The sequence below is a fragment of the Streptomyces sp. NBC_01723 genome (genome assembly GCF_036246005.1).
Lineage (GTDB): Bacteria > Actinomycetota > Actinomycetes > Streptomycetales > Streptomycetaceae > Streptomyces.
On the sequence record NZ_CP109171.1, the window covers coordinates 8,487,955 to 8,506,667 of the forward strand.

An 18,713-nucleotide genomic window follows, 5' to 3' on the forward strand; every position below is an offset into this window, starting at 1 on the left:
TCGACCCAGGTGACTCACCGTTACCGGCGGGCCCGCGCGCGACCGCCCCTGGATCGCCATACTGGCAGGGTGGCGGACCAGGAGGAGCGGACGGTCCGGCGCCTGGAGCGAGCCATCCTGGCCTTGCTGGAGCGTCGGCGCGCGGACGCGACGATCTGCCCCTCGGACGCCGCACGCGCGGTGCACGAAGGGGACGGCGACGGTTGGCGGGCACTCATGGAGCCGGCCCGCCGCGCGGCCGGACGGCTGGCCGAGGCCGGCGAGGTCACCGTTACCCAGCGCGGTCGGCCCGTCGACCCGACCACGGCGCGTGGCCCCGTCCGGATCCGCCGCGCCCGCTGACCGGCTCGGTCGACGACGCCGTACATGCGGCGGCAGAGCGCGTCCGTGGGCGCGCGCACGTCCGGTGCACCGCTTCAAGGTGCGGACAGAGGGCGTGGTCGTGACACGGGTGGCCTCGGGGCCGGTCTCCGGTAGGGGAGTCCGACACGCTCGCCTCGTTCAGGTCATGACGGGCTGGATGAGTGTGTCGTCCGCCTCGAGCCGGAGCGCAGCACGGCCTCCAGGCCCTCGGCTTCCTTGACGCCCGCGACGGCCGGGTTCTCCTCCGGGAGGGCGGGTAGCGGCGGGGTGTCCAAGGTGCGCTCCCGGCAGAGTCGGGCGGTCTCCTCTCGGAGCAGGACGGGCCTGCCCGGCCTCGGTGTCCGGTCTCCCGCAGTCGTCCGGCCCACCTTGACGCGGGCTCGCGGCCCTCCCATACTGGCGGCCAAATCGATTTGGCCAAATCGATTTGGCTCTCCGTCCAGGGCCGGATCGCTGTTCCACCCCGAGCGTGCTGTAGGCCCGAACGGAGTCCAACGTGACCAGTGCCCACCAGAGCCGGCCGCCCCAGGCCGGACTTACCGATCAGCCCCCGCAGCCCCCACCCCGGGAGTCCGCCGCCGACTCGCGGTCCACGCCCGACGCCGGTGAACGGTCGGGAGCCCACCCCGTGGACGAGTCGCGCCCGTTCCACCGCGTCCTGCTCTTCGGCGTCCAGCACGTCCTCGTGATGGCGGCCACGCCCATCTCCGCGATCTTCCTGATGAGCGCCACCCTCGGGCTGGACGACGGCCTCACCGTCGACCTGCTCTCCGCGGCCTTCGTGCTCTCCGGCGTCGGATCCCTCATCCAGTCGCTCGGCCCATGGAAGTTCGGGCCCCGGCTGCCGTTCGTGATGCTGCCGGGCGGCGCCCCGCTCATCCTCTTCCTGGCCATCGCCGAACAGCACGGCCTGCCCACCGCCGGTGGTGCCGTGATCCTCACGGCGGCGTTCTGCTTCGTCGTACTGCCGGTGTTCTCGCGGCTGCTGGCCTTCTTCCCCGCCCTCGTCATCGGCACGATGATCGTGATCGTGGGCGTCAACCTGGTGAAGGTCGGCGCGCTCCTCGTCACCGGCCCGCCGGGCTCACCGGGCTTCGCCGACCCGGGCGACCTCGGCCTGGGCATGGCGACGATCGGGTTCACCATCGTCTTCTACCTGCTCTTCACCGGCGTCCTGCGCCAACTGGCCGTCATGCTCGGCCTGCTGGCCGGCACCGCCCTCGCCGCGGCGACCGGCGCGATCCACACCGGGTCCCTCGCCGACGGACAACTGGTCACCCTGCCGCACCTGATGCCCTTCGGCACACCCGAGTTCAACCTCGTCGCCGCGCTGCCCCTGATGCTCTACAGCCTGGCCTCGATGGCCGAGGCCACCGGCCAGACCGTCATCAACGCCGAGGCGGTCGGCAAGACGATCGACAAGCGCACCGACGTCCCGAAGACCGTCCGCGGCGACGCCCTCACCTCGCTCCTGGGCGGCTGCTTCGGCCTGCCTCTCATGGTCACCAGCGGGGAGAACATCGGCATCGTCCGCGTCACCGGCGTCCGCAGCCGTTTCGTCACCGCCGTGGCCGGAGTCGTGCTCGTCGTCATCGGGCTGCTGGCGCCCGTCACCCACGCCATCAGCGTGATCCCGTCCGCGGTCGTCGGCGGCACCGCCATGATCGTCTTCGGCGTCATCACCGTACTCGGCATCCAGATGCTCGGCCGGTCCGACCTCGACCGGCACACCAGCACCTTCGTCGTCGCCGTCGCGCTCGCCCTGGGACTGCTCCCGATCCTGGTCCCGGGCGTCTACGGAGGCTTCCCGCCGAACGTCCGCATCCTGCTCGAGAGCGGCGTCGCCGTGGGGGCGTGCGCCGCCGCCGTGCTCAACGTCCTCTTCCACCACGTCAGGCCGGGCATCGCCGCGCGGCTGACCAACCCCCGCACAGAAAGCGACCGATGAACCGACTCGACCGCGCCCCCCTCACCGGCCAGGGCCCCCTGCTGCTCGCGCCGGACGCCGTCCTGCTGCCCGAAGGCCCCACCGACGGGTATGCCGTACTGGTCGACGACGGACTCTTCCAGGCCGTCGGACCGGCGGCGGAGCTGGCGGGGGCCCATCCGGGACTCGACACCGTACGCCTCCCCGGACACCTGCTGATGCCCGGATTCGTCGACGCCCACCACCACCTCACGCAGAGCTTCGGAGCGGCGCTCGCCTTCGGGGAACCGTCGGAGATCTTCCGCCGGGTCTGGGTGCCACTGGAGGGAGCGCTGGACGAGGAGTCGGCGTACACGGCGGCCAAACTGGCCTCCTTCGAGGCCCTGCGCGGCGGTTTCACGACCGTCACCGACGCCGGCACCCGCGCCGACGTCGACGTGGACGTGGTCGCCTCCGCCGCGCGGGACGCGGGCATCCGCTGCGTCCTGGGCCTCGTGTGCAACGACACCGACCGCGAGCCCGGGAGCGACCCCCGGGCCGTCCTCGACGACGCCGAGAAACACCTCGCCCGCTACGACGGCGATCCGCTCGTCCATCCCTCCCTCGCCGTCTCCATCCCCGAGGCGGCCACCGAACGTACCCTGCGCGACACCGCCCGGCTGGCTGCGGAGGCAGGCGCCGTCGTGCAGATCCACGTCAACGAACATCTCGCCGGCGTCGAACGGTCGCTCCTGAGCCACGGGCTGCGCCCCCTCGAACACCTGCACCGCGTCGGCGCCCTCGGCCCGCAGTTGCTCGCCGCACACGCCACGCTGCTCACCCCGCGCGAACTGTCCCTGCTCGCCGACACGGGCGCCGCCGTCAGCTACAACCCGGTCGCCAGCGCCTGGAAGGGCAACGCGGTCGCGGCCGCGGCCGACATGACCGAGCGCGGAATCCGCGTCGGCCTGGGCACCGACGGCACCCGCGGCGACGGCTTCCGGCTCGCGGAGGCCGCCGAGTTCGCCCAGCGCCTGGCGTACGGGCTGACCACCGGCGACTCGTCGTGCGGGGCCGGCTGGACCTGGCTGGAGCACGCCACACGCGGGGGAGCGGACGCCGTGGGTCTCGGCGGCCGCACGGGGACCGTCGCGCCGGGCAGGGCCGCCGACTTCCTCCTGGTCGACATCGACACACCCGAACTCGCGCTCTCCTGGGACCTGCCCTGGGAGCTGGTCCGGCGCGGCAACCGCGACCAGATCACCGCCGTCTTCGTCGCGGGGCGGCTGCGCATGTGGCACGGTCGCCCCACCGACTGGGACGGTGCCGCGCTGGTGCGACGCGCGGCCGAACTGGCCCGAGCGGCGGTGACCAGGGCGGGCGTCGTGCGGGCACACCCCACCTCCACCGAGGCCCGGGCACGGCACGAGCGGACGGTGATCCTGTGAGCTGGCCCTCGCTGGTCGCCCTGGCCGTGACGGTGGCCGTCGCCGCCTTCGTCCAGGGCAGCAGCGGACTCGGCTTCGCGCTGGTCGTCGCGCCCGTGGCCGGCATCCTCGCCCCGGGTCTGGTCCCGGTGTTCGTCCTGGCCGCGATGATCCCGCTGAACCTGTACGTCGCCTGGAGGGAACGGGCGTCGCTCGACCTGCGGGGCGCCGGCTGGATCACCGGGGCACGGCTCGCGGCCACCCCCGCGGGACTGGCACTGCTCTGGCTGATCCCGGAGCGCAGCCTCGGCGTGTTCGTCGGGGCCGCGACCGTGCTCGCGGCCGTGGTGAGCCTGGCCGCGCCCGTGTTCACTCCCGGCCGGGCCGCCTACCTGGGCGCGGGCGCGGTGACGGGACTGACGGAGACGGCCACCGGCGTCGGCGGTCCGCCGCTCGCGCTGGTCTACCAGCACCGGTCACCGGCCGAACTCCGCTCCACCGTCGCCGCCTGCTTCCTGGTGGGGGAGGTCGCCTCCCTGGTGCTGCTGTTCGCCACGGGGAAGGCGGAGCCGTCCCAGCTCGGCTGGGCGGCGGCGGCGCTGCCGGCGATCGCGCTGGGCGCCGGGCTCAGCCGCCTGGTGCACCACCGGCTGGACGCCCGCAGGATGCGACTGTTCGTGCTGGTGTTCGCGCTGGTGTCCGGGGCCGTCCTGCTGCTGGGCTTCTGAACGGGCCGGGACTGAACGGCGGGGCGACGAGGGGGGTCAGCCCTTCCCGCCCCGCTCCCGGTCCCGTACCGACGAGGCGCGGGCGATCACCGCCGGTTCCGGGGACTCGGCCACCGTCGGCGTGGTGGTGTCCCCGCGCAGCCTCCGCAGCAGCAGCTCGACGGCAGCCGACGCCGCCTGCTCCAGGTGCAGGTCGACCGCCGTCAGGGGCGGTTCACAGGTGCGGGCGCGCAGGCCGTCGTAGCGGGTGGCCACCATGACGTCGTCCGGAACGGACCGCCCGCTGTCCCGGACGGCCCGGACCGCGCCCACGGCGAAGGCGTCGACCATCGCGCACACCGCGTCGGTGCCGGGGTGTTCGGCGAGGAGCGTGGCGCAGGCCTCGTAGCCCGCCTGTTCACCACCCGACTCGGCGACCCGCGCCACGACCGGGGGCCAGCCACGCTCCCGCGCCATGTGCTCGTAGGCGGCGACCGCGTCCACGGACGAGTGCCGGGAGCCCGAGCCCACCATCAGCGCCGGCCGGGTCGCGCCCTGGTCGTGCAGGTGCCGCAACAGCAGCTCGGTCACCCGCCCACCGCGCAGATCCACGTACGGCACGTCCTCGTCCGGCGCCATGGGCCTGCCGAGCGCCACGTACGGCAGCCCGCGCTCGCGCAACTGCGCCGCAGCGGCGTCCGCGGTGTCCGGCTCGACCACGATGGCCCCGTCGATGTCCACGGAGTACAGCGCCGACCCAGACTGGACGGGCGGTACGAGCACGAGCGCGAAGCCGTGCGTGAGGGCGCTCTCCGCGGCCGCCGCCGCGACCTCCATGTAGAAGCCGAGCCGGGACGGGCCGCCCGCCACGGCGAACGGCATCGAGGACGCCAGCGCGATCGCCTTCGCCTCTCCGCGGCGCAGCCTCTGGGCCCGGAGGTTGGGCCGGTATCCCAGCTCCGCGGCCGCCTGCCTGACGCGTTCCCGGGTCCGGGGGTCGACCTTCCCCAGCCCGTTGAGGGCGTGGGACACGGTGGTCCGGGAGACCCCCGCGACGCGGGCGACGTCGGCGATGGTGGGCTGTCTCGGGCCGGGGGCGGAAGCGGTCATCCGCGCGGACTCTCCTCGCTGGCGGGGAAGGGCGTACCCGACCATCTTCCCCGACGGCGCCGCTCACCGGGAGTTCGGCCGCGCTCAGCCCTGCTGCTGCCCGGCGCCCTCGAGGGCCTGGCCGGTCATGTCGGTCACCTCGGCGGCGGGCGGGGCCTCGGCGTCGACCTCGGTGCCGAAGTCCGAGAAGTTCATGACCGTGCTCATCTTGAGTTCCTTGGGCGACGAGCCGCCGTCGGGCTTCGCGGAGGCGGAGGCCGGTGCCTTGACGGTCATGTCGATCTGCTGGCGCCGCAGCCTGCCGTCGTCGTCGAGCCAGACCTGCATCGGCAGCGTCGGGCCGAGCTGCTGGCGCATCAGTTCGCCGCCGGGCAGCTCGGCGACGTCGACCGACACCCGGTAGTGGGTGGTCTCGGCGCCGTCGACCTTCTCGGTGCCGACCTTCTTGACGTCCTTGTCGGTGATCGCCTTGGCGTAGGCGGCGGTCTGGGCCGGATCGCCGAGCTGCTGACTGCCCAGGCCCTGCTGCTGGGCGACCTTCTTGAGGTCGATCTTGATCCAGGGCTTGCCGCCCGCGTTCTGCCCGGGCACCTTCTGGTACAGGACCTGGTCGACGACGCGCTGCTCGATCTTCTTGTTCTGGGCGGTGACGGTCATCACGCTGTCGCCCTCGGCCAGATCGATCGTGCCCTGGCCGTCGGTCGTGATCCGCTCGTCCCCGGCGGTGAGTTCCATGTCGATCGTCATGCGCGCGGACCCGGCTGCGGCCGTCTTGTCGTAGGCCGCCCGGACCGCCTTCGTGTCCTGCCCCTGGCCGCCCCCGCCGGAGCCGCTGTCGCTCGCACTCGAACTCGCGCTCGCCGATGCGCCCTTGTCCTTGCCCATGTCCTCGGCCTGCGAGTCGCCGTCACCCCCGCATCCCGCCAGCACCACGCTCGCCATGACGGCGGCGGTGCCGATCGCGCCGGCCTTCATCCCCCTGCTGCGCATGTGAATCCCCTTCTCCTCAACGGCTCTCGGCCGCCGTCACCCGGCGTCCGGCTTTCGAGCCGCATGCCCGTGATGAGGCTCAACACGCCTATTGCTGCGTCGTTTTGCGGATGGGACGGGCCTGGCAACCTCCGCGGCCGTCGTGCGGTCCTGTCGAAGGGGGCCGGCGGTGGAAGAAGGCCGGCCGGACGACAGCCACGAGCGAGGGTGGAGATGGCGGAGCTGCACACCACGGTGACCTGGGTCGACGTACGCGAGCGGCTGCCGCGGGCCGGTCACCCCGTAGCGGCGGCGATCACCGGACGGTATCCGGCCGAGGCCACCGCCGATCCCGCCACCGCGCGACGGCAGGAATTCTGGCTGGTGAGGACCATGTACTTCACGGACCGGCACCACACCGAGACCGGCGGGGTGCACCGCGACTGTTTCGTCGACTCCGACGGCGTCGTGCGCTTCCCCCACGACCCGGACAGCGACGACAGCGTGACCCACTGGGCCGAGCTGCCCACCCTGCCCGGCGAGGCGACGCACCTCCTGCTCGGCGACGACGTGCGGCCGGCTCTGCTAAAGGCGTGGAACATGGGCTGAGGCGTCTGATCCGGCGGTCCGGCTCGGGCGCCCCGGGGTGAGGCGTGTCTCATCCGGGCCTGCCGCCTTGTCTATGCAACAAGTTGCATAGAAGGATCGGGGCATGGCGCTCGAACACGCGATCCTCGTCTCGCTGCTGGAGAAGCCGGGCTCGGGTTACGAACTCGCGCGCCGGTTCGAACGGTCCATCGGGTACTTCTGGACCGCGACCCACCAGCAGATCTACCGCGTCCTCGGACGCATGGAGGGTGGCGGCCTCCTGCACGTCCGCGACGTCCCGCAGCAGGGGCGGCCGGACAAGAAGGAGTACTCCGTGGCGGCCCCCGGCCGCGCGGTGCTCTCGGCATGGCTGCACGAGCCGGTCGAACCGGAGAGCGTACGCCACGAACTCGCCGTGAAGATCCGGGGAGCGGCCTTCGACGACCCGACGGCGCTGATCTCCGAGGTCGAGCGCCACCGAAAGGTCCACGACGACCGGCTCCGGCGCTACCTCACCGGGGAGCAGCGGGACTTCACCGGGCCCGAAGCACCCGACCCCCTGGACGTCGGCCAGGAACTCCAGCACGTCGTCCTGCGCGGCGGCATCGCCTACGAGCGCATGACCATCGCCTGGCTCGACGACGTCCTCGACACCCTCCACCGGCTCCACGCCGGGAAGTCCCGCGCCTGAACACCCGGCGCCCCCCGCACCAGTACCACGTCCGCTCCCGCGACCCGCTCCGGAAGGCACCCCTCATGGCCGACCAGTTCCTGTTCAACCCGCGCACCTACGACCCGGCGCACTTCGACCCGGAGACGCGCAGGCTGCTGCGCGCCACGGTCGACTGGTTCGAGGCGCGCGGCAAGCGCAGGCTGATCGAGGACTACCGCTCGCGCGTCTGGCTGGAGGACTTCCTCGCCTTCGCCGCGAAGGAAGGACTGTTCGCCACCTTCCTCACCCCCGCGGCGGACGGCGACCGGCCGGACCAGCGCTGGGACACCGCCCGGATCGCCGCCCTCAACGAGATCTTCGGCTTCTACGGCCTCGACTACTGGTACGCCTGGCAGGTCACCATCCTCGGCCTCGGCCCGGTCTGGCAGAGCGACAACACCGCCGCCCGCGCCCGCGCGGCCGAACTCCTCGCCCAGGGCGAGGTGTTCGCCTTCGGCCTCTCCGAGAAGAGCCACGGCGCCGACATCTACTCCACGGACATGCTGCTGGCACCCGACGGCAGGGGAGGCTTCCGGGCGACCGGCTCCAAGTACTACATCGGCAACGGCAACGCCGCAGGACTCGTCTCGGTGTTCGGCCGCCGCACGGACGTCGAGGGCCCGGACGGCTACGTCTTCTTCGCCGCCGACAGCCGCCACCCCGCCTACCACCTGGTCAAGAACGTCGTCGACTCCTCCAAGTACGTCAGCGAGTTCCGGCTCGACGACTACCCCGTCGGCCCCGAGGACGTCCTGCACACCGGACGGGCCGCCTTCGACGCCGCCCTCAACACCGTCAACGTCGGCAAGTTCAACCTGTGCACCGCCTCGATCGGCATCTGCGAACACGCCATGTACGAGGCCGTCACCCACGCCCACAACCGCATCCTGTACGGCCGCCCGGTCACCGCGTTCCCGCACGTGCGGCGCGAACTGGTCGACGCCTACGTGCGCCTCGTCGGCATGAAGCTGTTCAGCGACCGCGCCGTCGACTACTTCCGCACCGCCGGCCCGGACGACCGCCGCTACCTGCTGTTCAACCCGATGACCAAGATGAAGGTCACCACCGAGGGCGAGAAGGTCATCGACCTGATGTGGGACGTCATCGCCGCCAAGGGGTTCGAGAAGGACACCTACTTCGCCCAGGCCGCGGTCGAGATCCGGGGTCTGCCGAAGCTCGAGGGCACGGTGCACGTCAACCTCGCGCTGATCCTCAAGTTCATGCGCAACCACCTGCTCGACCCGGTCGACCGTCCGCGGGTGCCGACCCGCCTCGACGCGGCCGACGACTCCTTCCTCTTCCGCCAGGGCCCGGCCCGGGGACTCGGCTCCATCCGGTTCCACGACTGGCGCACGGCCTTCGACGCCTACGCCGGGGTGCCCAACGTGGCCCGGTTCCGCGAGCAGGCCGACGCGCTGTGCACGTTCGTGACGACCGCGGCTCCCGACGAGCGGCAGAGCCGCGACCTGGACCTGCTGCTCGCGGTCGGCCAGTTGTTCGCCCTGGTGGTGCACGGCCAGCTCATCCTGGAGCAGGCGGAGCCGGCCGGCCTCGACGAGGACGTCCTCGACGAGCTGTTCGCCGTGCTCGTGCGCGACTTCTCGGGCCACGCCGTGGAACTCCACGGCAAGGACTCCGCCACGCAGGAGCAGCAGAACTGGGCCCTCGGGGCCGTCCGCCGCCCGGTCGTGGACGAGGCCCGCTCGGCCCGCGTCTGGGAGCGGGTGGAGGCGCTGTCCGGCGCCTACGCCTGACGGGCCCACGACGGGGACCGGGCCGGTGGCGGCGGCCCGCGCCCGCTGGTGAACACTGGGCGCATGGAGTTCTTCTGCTACCACCGCGACCGGCCCGGCTCCCTGGCGCTGCGGCATGAGCTGCTGGAGGAGCACTGGTCCTACATGGACGGGTACGCGGAGGAGATGATCGCCCGCGGTCCTACCTTCTCCGGCGACGGCGAGGCTCCCACCGGCAGCGTGCACATCCTCGACCTGCCGGATCCCGCCGCGGCCCGCGCGTTCGCCTTCGACGAGCCCGGCCATCAGGCGGGTGTCTACCGGGACGTGATGCTGCGCCGGTGGCGGAACCTGCTGGGGCGCACCATGTGGGACTTCCCCGGTGGGCCGGCCGACGGCAACCGGTACCTCGTGCTCGGCCTCGGCTCCGGGCGGGCGGCCGACCTCGCCGTGCCGCCCGCCCAGGACGAGCTGATCGCGTACGGCCCCCTGCTCTCCGACGACGGCGCCGGCTGGCTGGGCACCGCGGCGCTGGTGCGGGCGCCGGACGCCGACTCGGCCCGGTCCTGCCTCACACCGGACCGGTACGCCGGCATCGAGGTGCACGACTGGCAGTTCGGCGGACGACCGTCCTGACCCCGGTGGGCGCCCGCACGGCCACGTCTCAGTGCAGCCGGCCGAGCGCCTCCCGCACCCTGCGCGCGTCCCGCAGCCGCTGCTCATAGGTCGCGCCCAGCACGAGCAGCACCACACCGGCGAGGGCCGGCGGCACCCAGCGGGGCAGCGCGTCGACGGCCTGGGCGATGTACGGGGCGAGTTCGTGCAGCGCCACCAGCGCGAGCGCGCCCCCGCCGAGCAGCAGCGGCGCCTGGAGCCGGTGCCGGGCACCCGCCAGCGTCACCGCGAGGGAGGCCGCGCCGAGCAGAAGCGGGCGCGTCCAGTGCGGGTCGCCCCAGGTCGCGAGCAGGCTCGGCACCAGAGTGACGGCCAGCCCGGCACCGTACGCCGTCCACGAGGAGACCGTCGGCTCGCGGCGCCGGCGCAGCAGGCCGACGACGAGCGCGGGCACGGTCACCGGGAGGGTGTAGGCCTCCGGCGTCGTGACGTCCCAGGCGACCAGTCGGACCCAGGCCGCCAGCAGGAACATCGCGGCGGCCGCGCGACCGACCGGGCGCCGGTCGGGGCGCAGCGCGGTCCCGGCGGCGACGACCCCGCAGAGGGCGAGCACCAGGGCCAGCGTCGGCGGATCCGTCACGGCGAGCGAGAGCGCGAGTATCCCCGCGGCCGCACCGGCTCCCTCGACCGGGACGGTGGTCCGGGAACCTCCGCCCAGTCGCGCGGCGATCAGGGCGGCGACGGCGGGCACGACGACGACCAGCAGCGCCGTGTGGTGCGGCTGCCATCCGGCGGACGCGCCGACCGCGCACGCCAGCGCCGCGGCGTACCCGAGGGCGGCGGGGGCGGCGAGCCAACCGAGCGCCGGGCGGAACCCGGCCGCACCGAACAGGGCCGCCAACGCCACGAGCACACCGAGCGTCGCCGGCTCGGAGGCCAGCGAGAGGAAGGCGAGGTGGACCGAGGTGACGAGGGCCAGCAGGAGGGCCGTCAGGGGCAACGGCGACGCCTCGGCGGCGGGACGCCGTGCCCACTCGGCGTACCCCAGGGCGGCCAGGACCACTGCCCCCTGCGTCACCAGACCCGCCTCGTAGGGCAGTTCGAGCACCACCGGCAGCACGAACAGGGCCGCCCACCCCAGGACGAGCGCGCCCACCGCGGTCGCCGGGCGCTGGATCGCGCGCCGCTCGGCCACCACGAGCACAACGGCGAGGGCGGCGAGCACGAGCGGCACGGTGGTCGCGTACGGGGGCCAGGGCAGGTGAGTGAACACGGCGTCCCGCGTGTCCCCGGGCACGCCGGACCAGGGCCGCTCGACCCCCGCGACCGGACCGAGAAGGGTCCCGGCGAACAGCGGGAGGGTCCACAGCACGGCGTACCCCTGGACGGTCACCGAGGCCCACACCAGCCCCTGACGAAGCGGCCGGGGGAGTGGTGTGCGGACGACCGCGAGCAGGGCCAGTGCGCAGGCCAGGCACCCGGGCACCGCCCACTCACCGGGCACCGAGACCCGCAGCACCCCGCCCGCCCCGGCGACCACACACAGCCCGGCGGCCAGTGCCGCGCCCAGCCCGACGTCCTCCCTCGGGGCGAACCCGCCGGCGAGCAGCGCGACCACCGCGGCGAAGACCAGCAGCGCCGCCGCCCGCGCGGCCTCGCCGGGATCGGCCGCGGTCCAGCAGAGCCCGCCGGCCGCGAGGACACCGACGGCACCCGTACTCAGCGCCCCGACGACCGCGACGAGGCGCACCGGCACGAGGGCCGTGCGCAGGGCGAGCGCGGTGCCGCCCGAGGCGGTCACCAGCAGCACGGCCGTGAGTGTGTGCGCACCCGCGCCGACGGCGACCGCCCACAGGGGCAGGGGCAGGTGCGCGATCCCCACGGCGAGGGGGAGCGGCAGTCGGAGCGTGCGGCGCACGTCCTTCGTCGTCGAGTCGGCCTCCGGCACGGGGCGCCCCGCGGCCGGCGGCACGAGTCCGCCGGTCACCACGCCGTAGGCGGCCCACGTCGCCGCCAGCACGGCGGAGGCGACAGCCGTGTACGCGAGACCGTCCGTGCCGCTGAACGCCACCTCGTACAGCGCGTACGCGTCCAGCGAGGTCAGCGCCAGCCCCAGACCCGCCACGGCCTCGGCGGTCGACCGCAGCCCGCGCCGCAGCAACGCCAGGGGCGCACCCAGCGCCCCCAGGGTCAGCGCACCGAGCACCAGGCCCCGCCCGGTGATCCCCATGTGGCCCCAGCTGACCAGGGTGAACGCGATCGCGGCGATCGTCAGGAGGATTCCGCCGAGGACCAGCAGCACGTTCTGCACGCCGGGTCCCGTCGCCTCCGGCCTCGGGGGCGGGACGGCGCCGGGACCGGCGGGACCCCATCCGGTCGGCGCGGCGGTCGCCCGCAGGGTGTGGATCAGCCACTCGCGGCGGCGCAGCAGGACGGCACGTCGGGCGTCGAGCTGCCGCAGCTCGGCATCGAGGAACCGCAGTTCCTCGGCCGGGGGCGGAAAGTTCGTCATGCCTCGGAGTGTGACCGCCGCCACGTGGCCGGACATGAGCGCGGATACTCAGTCCGTACTCAGGTACCCGCCGGTCCGGACCCCCGAATCACCGGCGCTCTCCCGGGCACCCGGCAACCGTCAGGTTCACGAGCCGGAGGAGAGACCATGCCGCAGACACCCGAGGAACAGACACCCGAGGAACAGCGCCGCATCCGCTACTGCAAGGCATGTGGCACGCCCGCCGGGAACGGCACACTGTGCGAGCACTGCGGGTCCGTCCTGGAGACGCCCGACGGCAAGGGGCTGACGGAGGACCAGGGTGCGGCCGTCCGGAGGGACTTCGAGGAACGGCGCCCATAGCGTGCCGAGTGCCGGGTACACGGTGCCGCATGGCAACGAGCACCGATTCCCCCGCACCCCTGTCGGCCGTGCGCCGGCTGCGCCAGCTCCGCCGCACCCGGGCCTCCTACCTGGTCGGTCTCGCCCTGTGGGCGGTGTCCACCGCCTGGACGGGGTGGGAATCGCCCGGCAGTCGGCAGATGTGGGTGTCCGTGCTCCTTCTGACGGTCTTCGCGGCCCTGCTGCTCATGACCTCGCTGTGGACCCGCCGTCTGGAGAAGGCGCGTCCGGCCAGGCCCGCACACCACGCGGCACCGCGACAGGCGGTCGGTCCGCACCACGCCGGCGCCTGAGACGACGGCGCTGGTACCGCCGCGACGAGCGGCGTCCGTCCTGCCGTCGGTGTCAGTCGTGCGGTGGGCCGGGCGCCGAACTGTCGTCCGTCTCGATCCGCTCCGCCCCGCGCATGCCCGGCAGGGTCCGGTGGCCGCCGGGGGAGTGGCGCTCGTCGTCGGGCGGAGCCACGACCAGGACCTCGTCGGCGGCGGTCCAGACCCGCCGCTCCGACTTGCGGGGCGCCAGCCGGACGTCGTCGGGGCCGCCCGAGGCGTGCGGGCGGTACCCGATGGCGCACTCTCCGCGCGCGAGCGCGGCGGCCACCACCGTGGCGAAGGACGCTTCCCGACCCGTCAGCACATAGCGGGAGGCGGGGTGCAGGGCCAGCGCGCCGCCCCTTGAGGCGAACAGCTCCTCGAACAGCGAGGCCGTGGCCGGGGCGTGGGAGATCCGCGTCATGACCAGGGCGGTGAGTTCCGCACGCACCACGGCGGCCGACCGCGGGCCGAGGGGTGCCAGCGCCCGGCTGCGGTGGTCACTCAGCTCGGCGACCACGGGCAGCGGCCGTCCCGCCGACTCCTCGCACGACCGCAGGGTCAGTAGCGTCAGCAGCGTCTGGTCGTCCGGCCCGAAGGAGACGGTCCCCTCGTCGGGCCCCAGGACGATCACACAGTCGTAGCCGAAGAGGTCGAGCTCCGCCGCCTGCTCCGGCAGGGCCGACCCGCCGGTGCGGTGGGTGACGGTGAGCCGTCCGCCGCTCACGCGACCCACGAGGCGGGACGCCGCGGGCGCCGCCCGCGGTGCGGTCATGATGTCGAGGACGGAACCGGGGCGTGCCGTGCGGCTCAGCAGGTCCGCGACCAGCGGGGCCCGGCTGTTCCACCCCAGCAGGAGGAAGCGTGCCGGCGGACCGGGTGGCGCGACGGCCGGGGCCAGCACGCCGGCGTCGACGTGTGCCTCCCCATCCGCCGAGCGTTCGGGCCGCTCGTCCGGGGCGACGACGATCAGGCGGTCGCCCGGCCCGCACCGGGTCCGCGCCGCCGGGGTGAGCAGGGCACGTCCGTCCGGCAGCAGGAAGCCGACGGGGCACGCTCTCGCGTATCGCAGCGCGAGCTCCCCGAACTCCAGTCCCACGGCCTCCGGTTCGTCGACCACGTGGAACTCGGCCCCCGCCAGGTCGAGGAGGTCCCGCAGCGTGGCCACCAGCCCGGGGTTGCGGGCGGCCTGCACGAGCAGCCGTGCAGTGGTGGCCTCCGTCTCGAGCACGGTTCCCCGCGCGCCGGCGGCGAGCCGGGCGGCCGTCAGGTGGCGCTCGTGGCGCACCGCGGCGACCACCGGCGGCCCCGCCTGCTCGCCGAGCAGGGCCCGCAGCGCCAGCAGGATCCGGATCACCTCGAGGTCGGCGTTGTCGTCGTCGGACGGCATCACGAGCACGGAATCCGCCGCCGACGGCGTGAGCAGGGCGAGCGCGTCGGGATCGGCCGGTGAGCCGGAACGGCAGACGATCCGGACGCCGCCCGTCGCACCGAGCGCGGTGTGCAGCGAGGCCGCCATCTCGGTGGAATCCCGGTCCGCGAGGACGGCGACGACACCTCTCGGCCGGGCGGACTGGGCCGCGACCAGCTCACCGACCACCGTGAACACCTGGTCGGACCAGCCGAGTACCACCGCGTGCCCGCGCTCGAGCACCGTGGAGCGCCCTCGCCGCAACTCCTCCAGCCGGTCACCCAGCCCGGTCGTGACGACGCCGACCAGAGTCGACACACACAGCAGCGCGATCAGCCCGAGGACCACGGACAGGAGCATCCGCAGCGGCGCGCCCGTGATCCCGCCCAGGCGCAGGGTCTCCGCGCTCGTGCGCCACACCGCGACCAGCCGCTCGGAGCGCGAACGCGGCGCCTGGGGATCCGTCCAGACCAGCAGCGTGCTGACCGGTACCACGACCGCCAGGCAGCACACGGCGAGCCAGCCGAGCAGGGCCCCGGTGCTCCGGGCCAACGTCCGGTCGAACGCGTAACGCGCCCGGTCCCGGCACGAAGCCGGTCGATGCCGCCGCTCCACAGCCACCTCCTGCCAACCCGCCCGGCGTCCGCCGTCAGCGGCAGAGTGCTGGCAGCGACTCTCGCGACACACCGTGCCAGCTGGATATTCACCCTTACGGGAGGCCGCTGGAGCACCGGGAGCGGGTGCCGCGCCGTCGCGGCCCTGCCACAACGGGCAACGCCGGGGAAGCCATTGGTCCGGACCATGGCACCCGCGGCCGGTCCGTGCGGGCAGACGTGGGGCCTCGGCTTGCTGTACTTCCAGTAACAAGATCATTCTTGGTTCCGCGTCTCAGCTCCCCAGTGACAGGAACCCCGATGACCACGCCGCACGACCGCCTCGAGCAGGCACGCCACGACTACGAACGGCACCTGCGGAGCTGCCGTCAGTGTGAGGCGGACGGTGCGAAGTGTCCCGTGGCCAAACACCTGAGACGCCTCTACAACAACCAGCTCAGAGCGGGCTGACGAGCGCGCCGCGCTACGCGGTCAGACGGTGGTGGTGACGCGGTCCTGGCCGTTGGCGGCGGGTGGCTGCGCGGCCAGGGACTGCTCCAGGGTGTCGAGCGCCTGGCGCATGCCGGCGATGCGCTCGGCGAGAACCGCGGGGTCCGGCGCGGGAAGGCTCACCACGGCGGCCCGGGCCGCGAGTTCACCGTCGCCCGTCGGGCGCCGCGCGTCGTCGAGCGCCGCGGTGTCCAGTTCGCGCGCCTCGTCGAGGCTGTTGAGGACGACGCCGATGAGGACGTTGACCAGGACGAAGGACGCGAGCATCACGTAGGAGCCGTAGTACAGGATGCTCAGCCGGGAGATGGACAGGCCCGAGTACACGGCATCCTGGAGGCCCTCCAGCGTCATGAGCAGGAAAAGGGTGAGCATGGCCCGGCCGAGCGAGCCGTAGTGGGCGGGGTCGCTGGAGCCGAAGCAGAGCCAGCCGATCATCGCGTAGACGTAGAGGATGACGGCGCCGACGAAGAGAAAGCTCACGGTGCCGGGCAGACTGCGCGACACGGCCAGGAACAGGACCCGCAACTGGGGCAGGAACCTCGCCGTGCGCAGTACCCGTACCAGGCGCAGCAGCCGGAGCACGGTGGCGTTCTCCCGCACCAGGGGGATGTAGGCCGAGGCGACGACCATCAGGTCGAACACGTTCCACCCGTCACGCCAGAACGCTCCGGGCCGGTCGGCGTGCGCGGCCACCCGCAGCAGCATCTCCACGGTGAAGAAGGCCAGACAGCCGTGCTCGGCCCAGCGCAACTGGCCCATGTGGTCGGCGGCGAAGCCGTGGTAGGTCTCCGCGCCCAGCAGGGCGGCGTTGAGCAGGATCACGGCGAGGACGGCCAGGGAGAAGAGGCGGGCCTCGGTCACGGCGCGGCAGGCGGCCGCGAGCCGGGCCCGGACGGGAGCCGGGGCGGTGGTCATGGGGATCTCCGATGCGGGACTGAGTCGGGCACCCGCCACGGAGCGTGCGCTGCGACCCCCGGGCGGCAGGAGCGGCTGCCCCCTCGCGCCTAACGCACGAGACGTCCTCAGGCTGCGGCGCGAGGGGTAAATGACCACGGGATTCATCCACTTCGGCGAAGGCCCGCTCCCGCAGGCCCGCGCGCGCCGCTCGTCAGGGCCGGCCGAGGGCCTCGGCCATCCAGGACTGGAACGGCAGATGTCCGTCGACGACCTGCCAGTCGTTCACGGTCCACACGAGACGCCAGTACCGCTCCACGAGCGGGTCGTGTCCCGCCTCGAACTCCCGGGCCATCCACTCCCGCAGCGCCGGGCCCGCCGGGCGGCCGAGAACCGCTGCGAAGCGTGCGACCACGGAGTCGACGACGGGGACGGCCCCGGCACTGTCCGGCTCGATGCCCGTGTCCCGCGCGGCGGCGACGGCCTCCCTGGTGAAGGACACCAGCTCGGCCGCCTTCTCGGACTCCACCCGCGGCAGGGCCGCTTCGTCGGAGGCGGCGAACGCCCCGTTCGCCAGGCGGGCACGGAAACCGTCGTCGGCCATGAGCTCGGCGATCTCCACCCACGCGGCCAGCTGGGCGTCGGACGGGTCGTCGGGCAGCACGGGCAGCGCGGTGCCCAGTACCGCCGCCGCACCGCGGGCCTGCGGTGTGCCGGGGGTGAGAGCGGCGACGAAGTCGGCGACCAGGCGCTTCCGTTCCTCGGCGGTGAGGTGGGTGAGGCGGTGCATGAGAACGGTCTCCTCGGGGCTGGAACCACGCTCGGCGACGAGCCGCAGAACGCTCTGACGCAGGCGCAGCGTGCGGATCCGCAGTGCGGTGGCTTCCCTCTGCGCCGCCGCGACCTCCGCGACGGAGAGGCCCTCGTCCAGGACGCGGCGGATGGTGGTGAGATCGACGTCCAGGTCCCGCAGGACGCAGATCAGGTGCAGCCGCCCGACGGACGCGTCGCTGTACCGGCGGTAGCCCGCCGGGGTGCGATGAGCCGGGGGCAGCAGTCCGGTGTCCGAGTAGAACCTGATCGTCCGCACCGGAACGCCGGTACGGACGGACAGGTCACCGATCGAGTGCGGGAGCGTCGCGCCGTTCATGACGCCCACTCTCCGGTCTCCAGCCACTGGAGAGTCAAGCCTCAGCGACCGCGGCCGCCCTCATCGGCGGCTCCCGGAAAGGCGCAGCCGCCAGCGGAGCCTGTCGTCGAGCACCTCGCCGGTGCAGGTGAAGCCCGACCGGGCGGCGGCCGCGGCGGAGGCCCGGTTGTCCGGGTGTATGTCGGCCACGACGGTGTCGACGCCCTGTCCCCGGAGCCAGCCGAGCATACCCAGAGCCGCCTCCCCGCCGATGCCCCGGCCCTGCCAGGGCCGCCCCGTCACCAGGGAGATGACCGCGGTCGAGCCCTGGTCGGAACGTGTGACGATCGCCTGCGCGAAGCCCGTGAGACAGTCGGCCTCGCGGAGGTGGACGACCCAGTTGCACCACGAGACCGCCGGATCCGGCGAACCGGCGACCAGGTACGCGTAGCGCGTACGCATGATCTCCGCCGTGGGCGGTGCCCCGGCGAAGAACGCGTACAGCGACGGGTCGGCGAGCACTTCGGCCATCTCGTGCGCGTGGTCCACCCGAAGCGGTACGAGCACGAGCCGGTCGGTGTCGATCCGCTCGGCTGCCATCTCTCCTCCTGCCCTTGCCCCGTCCTCCCCTTGACCTCCCGCGGCCGTGCCGTCCCGCCGGACGAACCCGGCGGGACGGCACGGCCCGACGTGCGGCGGCCGGGTCAGCCGAACGTGTTGCTGCCCTCCGTGCCGATGCCGGTCACCGTGTCACAGCAACATCCCAGGTCGTGCAGACGATCGGCCTCCATCATCTCGGTCGGCTCCAACAGCTGAAGATCGTTGACGTTGTCCGACATTGG

The 18,713-nt window shown here is 73.3% G+C and carries 18 protein-coding genes; 10 read left to right on the forward strand and 8 right to left on the reverse strand.

Annotation, left to right across the window (positions count from 1 at the left end; genetic code table 11):
* Positions 1 to 69: 69 nt before the first annotated feature.
* From OIE75_RS39450 to OIE75_RS39465, 4 genes are all read left to right on the forward strand, one after another.
* The gene (locus tag OIE75_RS39450; RefSeq protein WP_307017203.1) at positions 70 to 342 is read left to right on the forward strand and encodes a DUF3253 domain-containing protein; all 273 of its coding nucleotides are present in this window, start codon (positions 70 to 72) and stop codon (positions 340 to 342) included.
* A 517-nt stretch (positions 343 to 859) separates the two neighbouring features.
* Positions 860 to 2,311, forward strand: a complete 1,452-nt coding sequence (locus OIE75_RS39455) for a uracil-xanthine permease family protein (protein WP_329473806.1) — start codon at positions 860 to 862, stop codon at positions 2,309 to 2,311.
* Positions 2,308 to 3,717: an amidohydrolase family protein gene (locus OIE75_RS39460; protein ID WP_307017207.1), complete on the forward strand. Its 1,410-nt coding sequence runs from the start codon at positions 2,308 to 2,310 to the stop codon at positions 3,715 to 3,717. Before OIE75_RS39455 ends, OIE75_RS39460 begins: the two co-directional genes overlap by 4 nt.
* Entirely contained in the window at positions 3,714 to 4,424 is a 711-nt protein-coding gene (locus OIE75_RS39465) for a sulfite exporter TauE/SafE family protein (RefSeq protein ID WP_307017209.1), read from the forward strand. The genes OIE75_RS39460 and OIE75_RS39465 overlap by 4 nt, the downstream gene beginning before the upstream one ends.
* A gap of 36 nt (positions 4,425 to 4,460) precedes the next feature.
* Here the strand turns inward: OIE75_RS39465 and OIE75_RS39470 are convergent, their stop codons facing one another.
* The gene (locus OIE75_RS39470) at positions 4,461 to 5,513 is read right to left on the reverse strand and encodes a LacI family DNA-binding transcriptional regulator (RefSeq protein ID WP_329473807.1); all 1,053 of its coding nucleotides are present in this window, start codon (positions 5,511 to 5,513) and stop codon (positions 4,461 to 4,463) included.
* A gap of 84 nt (positions 5,514 to 5,597) precedes the next feature.
* Positions 5,598 to 6,503, reverse strand: coding sequence for a DUF7537 family lipoprotein (locus tag OIE75_RS39475; protein WP_329473808.1), 906 nt, complete (start codon positions 6,501 to 6,503; stop codon positions 5,598 to 5,600).
* A gap of 213 nt (positions 6,504 to 6,716) precedes the next feature.
* Between OIE75_RS39475 and OIE75_RS39480 the strand changes: the two genes are divergently transcribed.
* The 4 genes from OIE75_RS39480 (at position 6,717) to OIE75_RS39495 (ending at position 10,151) form a co-directional block, all read left to right on the forward strand.
* Positions 6,717 to 7,091, forward strand: coding sequence for an AQJ64_40280 family protein (locus OIE75_RS39480; protein WP_329473809.1), 375 nt, complete (start codon positions 6,717 to 6,719; stop codon positions 7,089 to 7,091).
* A 103-nt stretch (positions 7,092 to 7,194) separates the two neighbouring features.
* Positions 7,195 to 7,761 carry a PadR family transcriptional regulator gene (locus OIE75_RS39485; RefSeq protein ID WP_329473810.1) on the forward strand — a complete coding sequence of 189 codons (567 nt, stop codon included), beginning with the start codon at positions 7,195 to 7,197 and terminating at the stop codon, positions 7,759 to 7,761.
* Between the two features lie 65 nt (positions 7,762 to 7,826).
* Positions 7,827 to 9,536, forward strand: coding sequence for an acyl-CoA dehydrogenase family protein (locus OIE75_RS39490; protein ID WP_329473811.1), 1,710 nt, complete (start codon positions 7,827 to 7,829; stop codon positions 9,534 to 9,536).
* Between the two features lie 63 nt (positions 9,537 to 9,599).
* Complete coding sequence (locus OIE75_RS39495) at positions 9,600 to 10,151, forward strand: YciI family protein (RefSeq protein ID WP_307017222.1); 552 nt, start codon at positions 9,600 to 9,602, stop codon at positions 10,149 to 10,151.
* Positions 10,152 to 10,179: 28 nt separating this feature from the next.
* On the opposite strand, the gene OIE75_RS39500 is transcribed toward OIE75_RS39495, so the two are convergent.
* Positions 10,180 to 12,642, reverse strand: coding sequence for an SCO7613 C-terminal domain-containing membrane protein (locus tag OIE75_RS39500; protein WP_329473812.1), 2,463 nt, complete (start codon positions 12,640 to 12,642; stop codon positions 10,180 to 10,182).
* A gap of 147 nt (positions 12,643 to 12,789) precedes the next feature.
* Between OIE75_RS39500 and OIE75_RS39505 the strand changes: the two genes are divergently transcribed.
* Together OIE75_RS39505 and OIE75_RS39510 are read left to right on the forward strand one after the other, a co-directional pair.
* Positions 12,790 to 12,984 (forward strand): hypothetical protein, encoded by a 195-nt coding sequence (locus OIE75_RS39505; protein WP_307017226.1) that lies wholly within the window; start codon positions 12,790 to 12,792, stop codon positions 12,982 to 12,984.
* Positions 12,985 to 13,013: 29 nt separating this feature from the next.
* Positions 13,014 to 13,316: a hypothetical protein gene (locus tag OIE75_RS39510; RefSeq protein ID WP_307017228.1), complete on the forward strand. Its 303-nt coding sequence runs from the start codon at positions 13,014 to 13,016 to the stop codon at positions 13,314 to 13,316.
* A 52-nt stretch (positions 13,317 to 13,368) separates the two neighbouring features.
* Here the strand turns inward: OIE75_RS39510 and OIE75_RS39515 are convergent, their stop codons facing one another.
* The 5 genes from OIE75_RS39515 to OIE75_RS39535 all read right to left on the reverse strand — a co-directional run bounded on the left by OIE75_RS39515 (position 13,369) and on the right by OIE75_RS39535 (position 18,710).
* Positions 13,369 to 15,297, reverse strand: coding sequence for a CASTOR/POLLUX-related putative ion channel (locus OIE75_RS39515; protein ID WP_329473813.1), 1,929 nt, complete (start codon positions 15,295 to 15,297; stop codon positions 13,369 to 13,371).
* A 533-nt stretch (positions 15,298 to 15,830) separates the two neighbouring features.
* Complete coding sequence (locus OIE75_RS39520; RefSeq protein ID WP_329473814.1) at positions 15,831 to 16,763, reverse strand: ion transporter; 933 nt, start codon at positions 16,761 to 16,763, stop codon at positions 15,831 to 15,833.
* Positions 16,764 to 16,956: 193 nt separating this feature from the next.
* Positions 16,957 to 17,892 (reverse strand): helix-turn-helix domain-containing protein, encoded by a 936-nt coding sequence (locus OIE75_RS39525; RefSeq protein WP_329473815.1) that lies wholly within the window; start codon positions 17,890 to 17,892, stop codon positions 16,957 to 16,959.
* A 60-nt stretch (positions 17,893 to 17,952) separates the two neighbouring features.
* Positions 17,953 to 18,471 carry a GNAT family N-acetyltransferase gene (locus tag OIE75_RS39530; RefSeq protein WP_329473816.1) on the reverse strand — a complete coding sequence of 173 codons (519 nt, stop codon included), beginning with the start codon at positions 18,469 to 18,471 and terminating at the stop codon, positions 17,953 to 17,955.
* A 104-nt stretch (positions 18,472 to 18,575) separates the two neighbouring features.
* Positions 18,576 to 18,710: a hypothetical protein gene (locus OIE75_RS39535; RefSeq protein WP_272924110.1), complete on the reverse strand. Its 135-nt coding sequence runs from the start codon at positions 18,708 to 18,710 to the stop codon at positions 18,576 to 18,578.
* Positions 18,711 to 18,713: the final 3 nt, after the last annotated feature.

Excerpts from the sequence above, each read along its gene's own strand:
- OIE75_RS39460 (WP_307017207.1), top strand. The coding sequence starts at position 2,308 with ATGAACCGACTCGACCGCGCCCCCCTCACCGGCCAGGGCCCCCTGCTG.
- OIE75_RS39470 (WP_329473807.1), bottom strand. The coding sequence starts at position 5,513 with ATGACCGCTTCCGCCCCCGGCCCGAGACAGCCCACCATCGCCGACGTC.
- OIE75_RS39475 (WP_329473808.1), bottom strand. The coding sequence starts at position 6,503 with ATGCGCAGCAGGGGGATGAAGGCCGGCGCGATCGGCACCGCCGCCGTC.
- OIE75_RS39480 (WP_329473809.1), top strand. The coding sequence starts at position 6,717 with ATGGCGGAGCTGCACACCACGGTGACCTGGGTCGACGTACGCGAGCGG.
- OIE75_RS39485 (WP_329473810.1), top strand. The coding sequence starts at position 7,195 with ATGGCGCTCGAACACGCGATCCTCGTCTCGCTGCTGGAGAAGCCGGGC.
- OIE75_RS39490 (WP_329473811.1), top strand. The coding sequence starts at position 7,827 with ATGGCCGACCAGTTCCTGTTCAACCCGCGCACCTACGACCCGGCGCAC.
- OIE75_RS39495 (WP_307017222.1), top strand. The coding sequence starts at position 9,600 with ATGGAGTTCTTCTGCTACCACCGCGACCGGCCCGGCTCCCTGGCGCTG.
- OIE75_RS39500 (WP_329473812.1), bottom strand. The coding sequence starts at position 12,642 with ATGACGAACTTTCCGCCCCCGGCCGAGGAACTGCGGTTCCTCGATGCC.
- OIE75_RS39505 (WP_307017226.1), top strand. The coding sequence starts at position 12,790 with ATGCCGCAGACACCCGAGGAACAGACACCCGAGGAACAGCGCCGCATC.
- OIE75_RS39510 (WP_307017228.1), top strand. The coding sequence starts at position 13,014 with ATGGCAACGAGCACCGATTCCCCCGCACCCCTGTCGGCCGTGCGCCGG.
- OIE75_RS39520 (WP_329473814.1), bottom strand. The coding sequence starts at position 16,763 with ATGACCACCGCCCCGGCTCCCGTCCGGGCCCGGCTCGCGGCCGCCTGC.
- OIE75_RS39525 (WP_329473815.1), bottom strand. The coding sequence starts at position 17,892 with ATGAACGGCGCGACGCTCCCGCACTCGATCGGTGACCTGTCCGTCCGT.
- OIE75_RS39530 (WP_329473816.1), bottom strand. The coding sequence starts at position 18,471 with ATGGCAGCCGAGCGGATCGACACCGACCGGCTCGTGCTCGTACCGCTT.
- OIE75_RS39535 (WP_272924110.1), bottom strand. The coding sequence starts at position 18,710 with ATGTCGGACAACGTCAACGATCTTCAGCTGTTGGAGCCGACCGAGATG.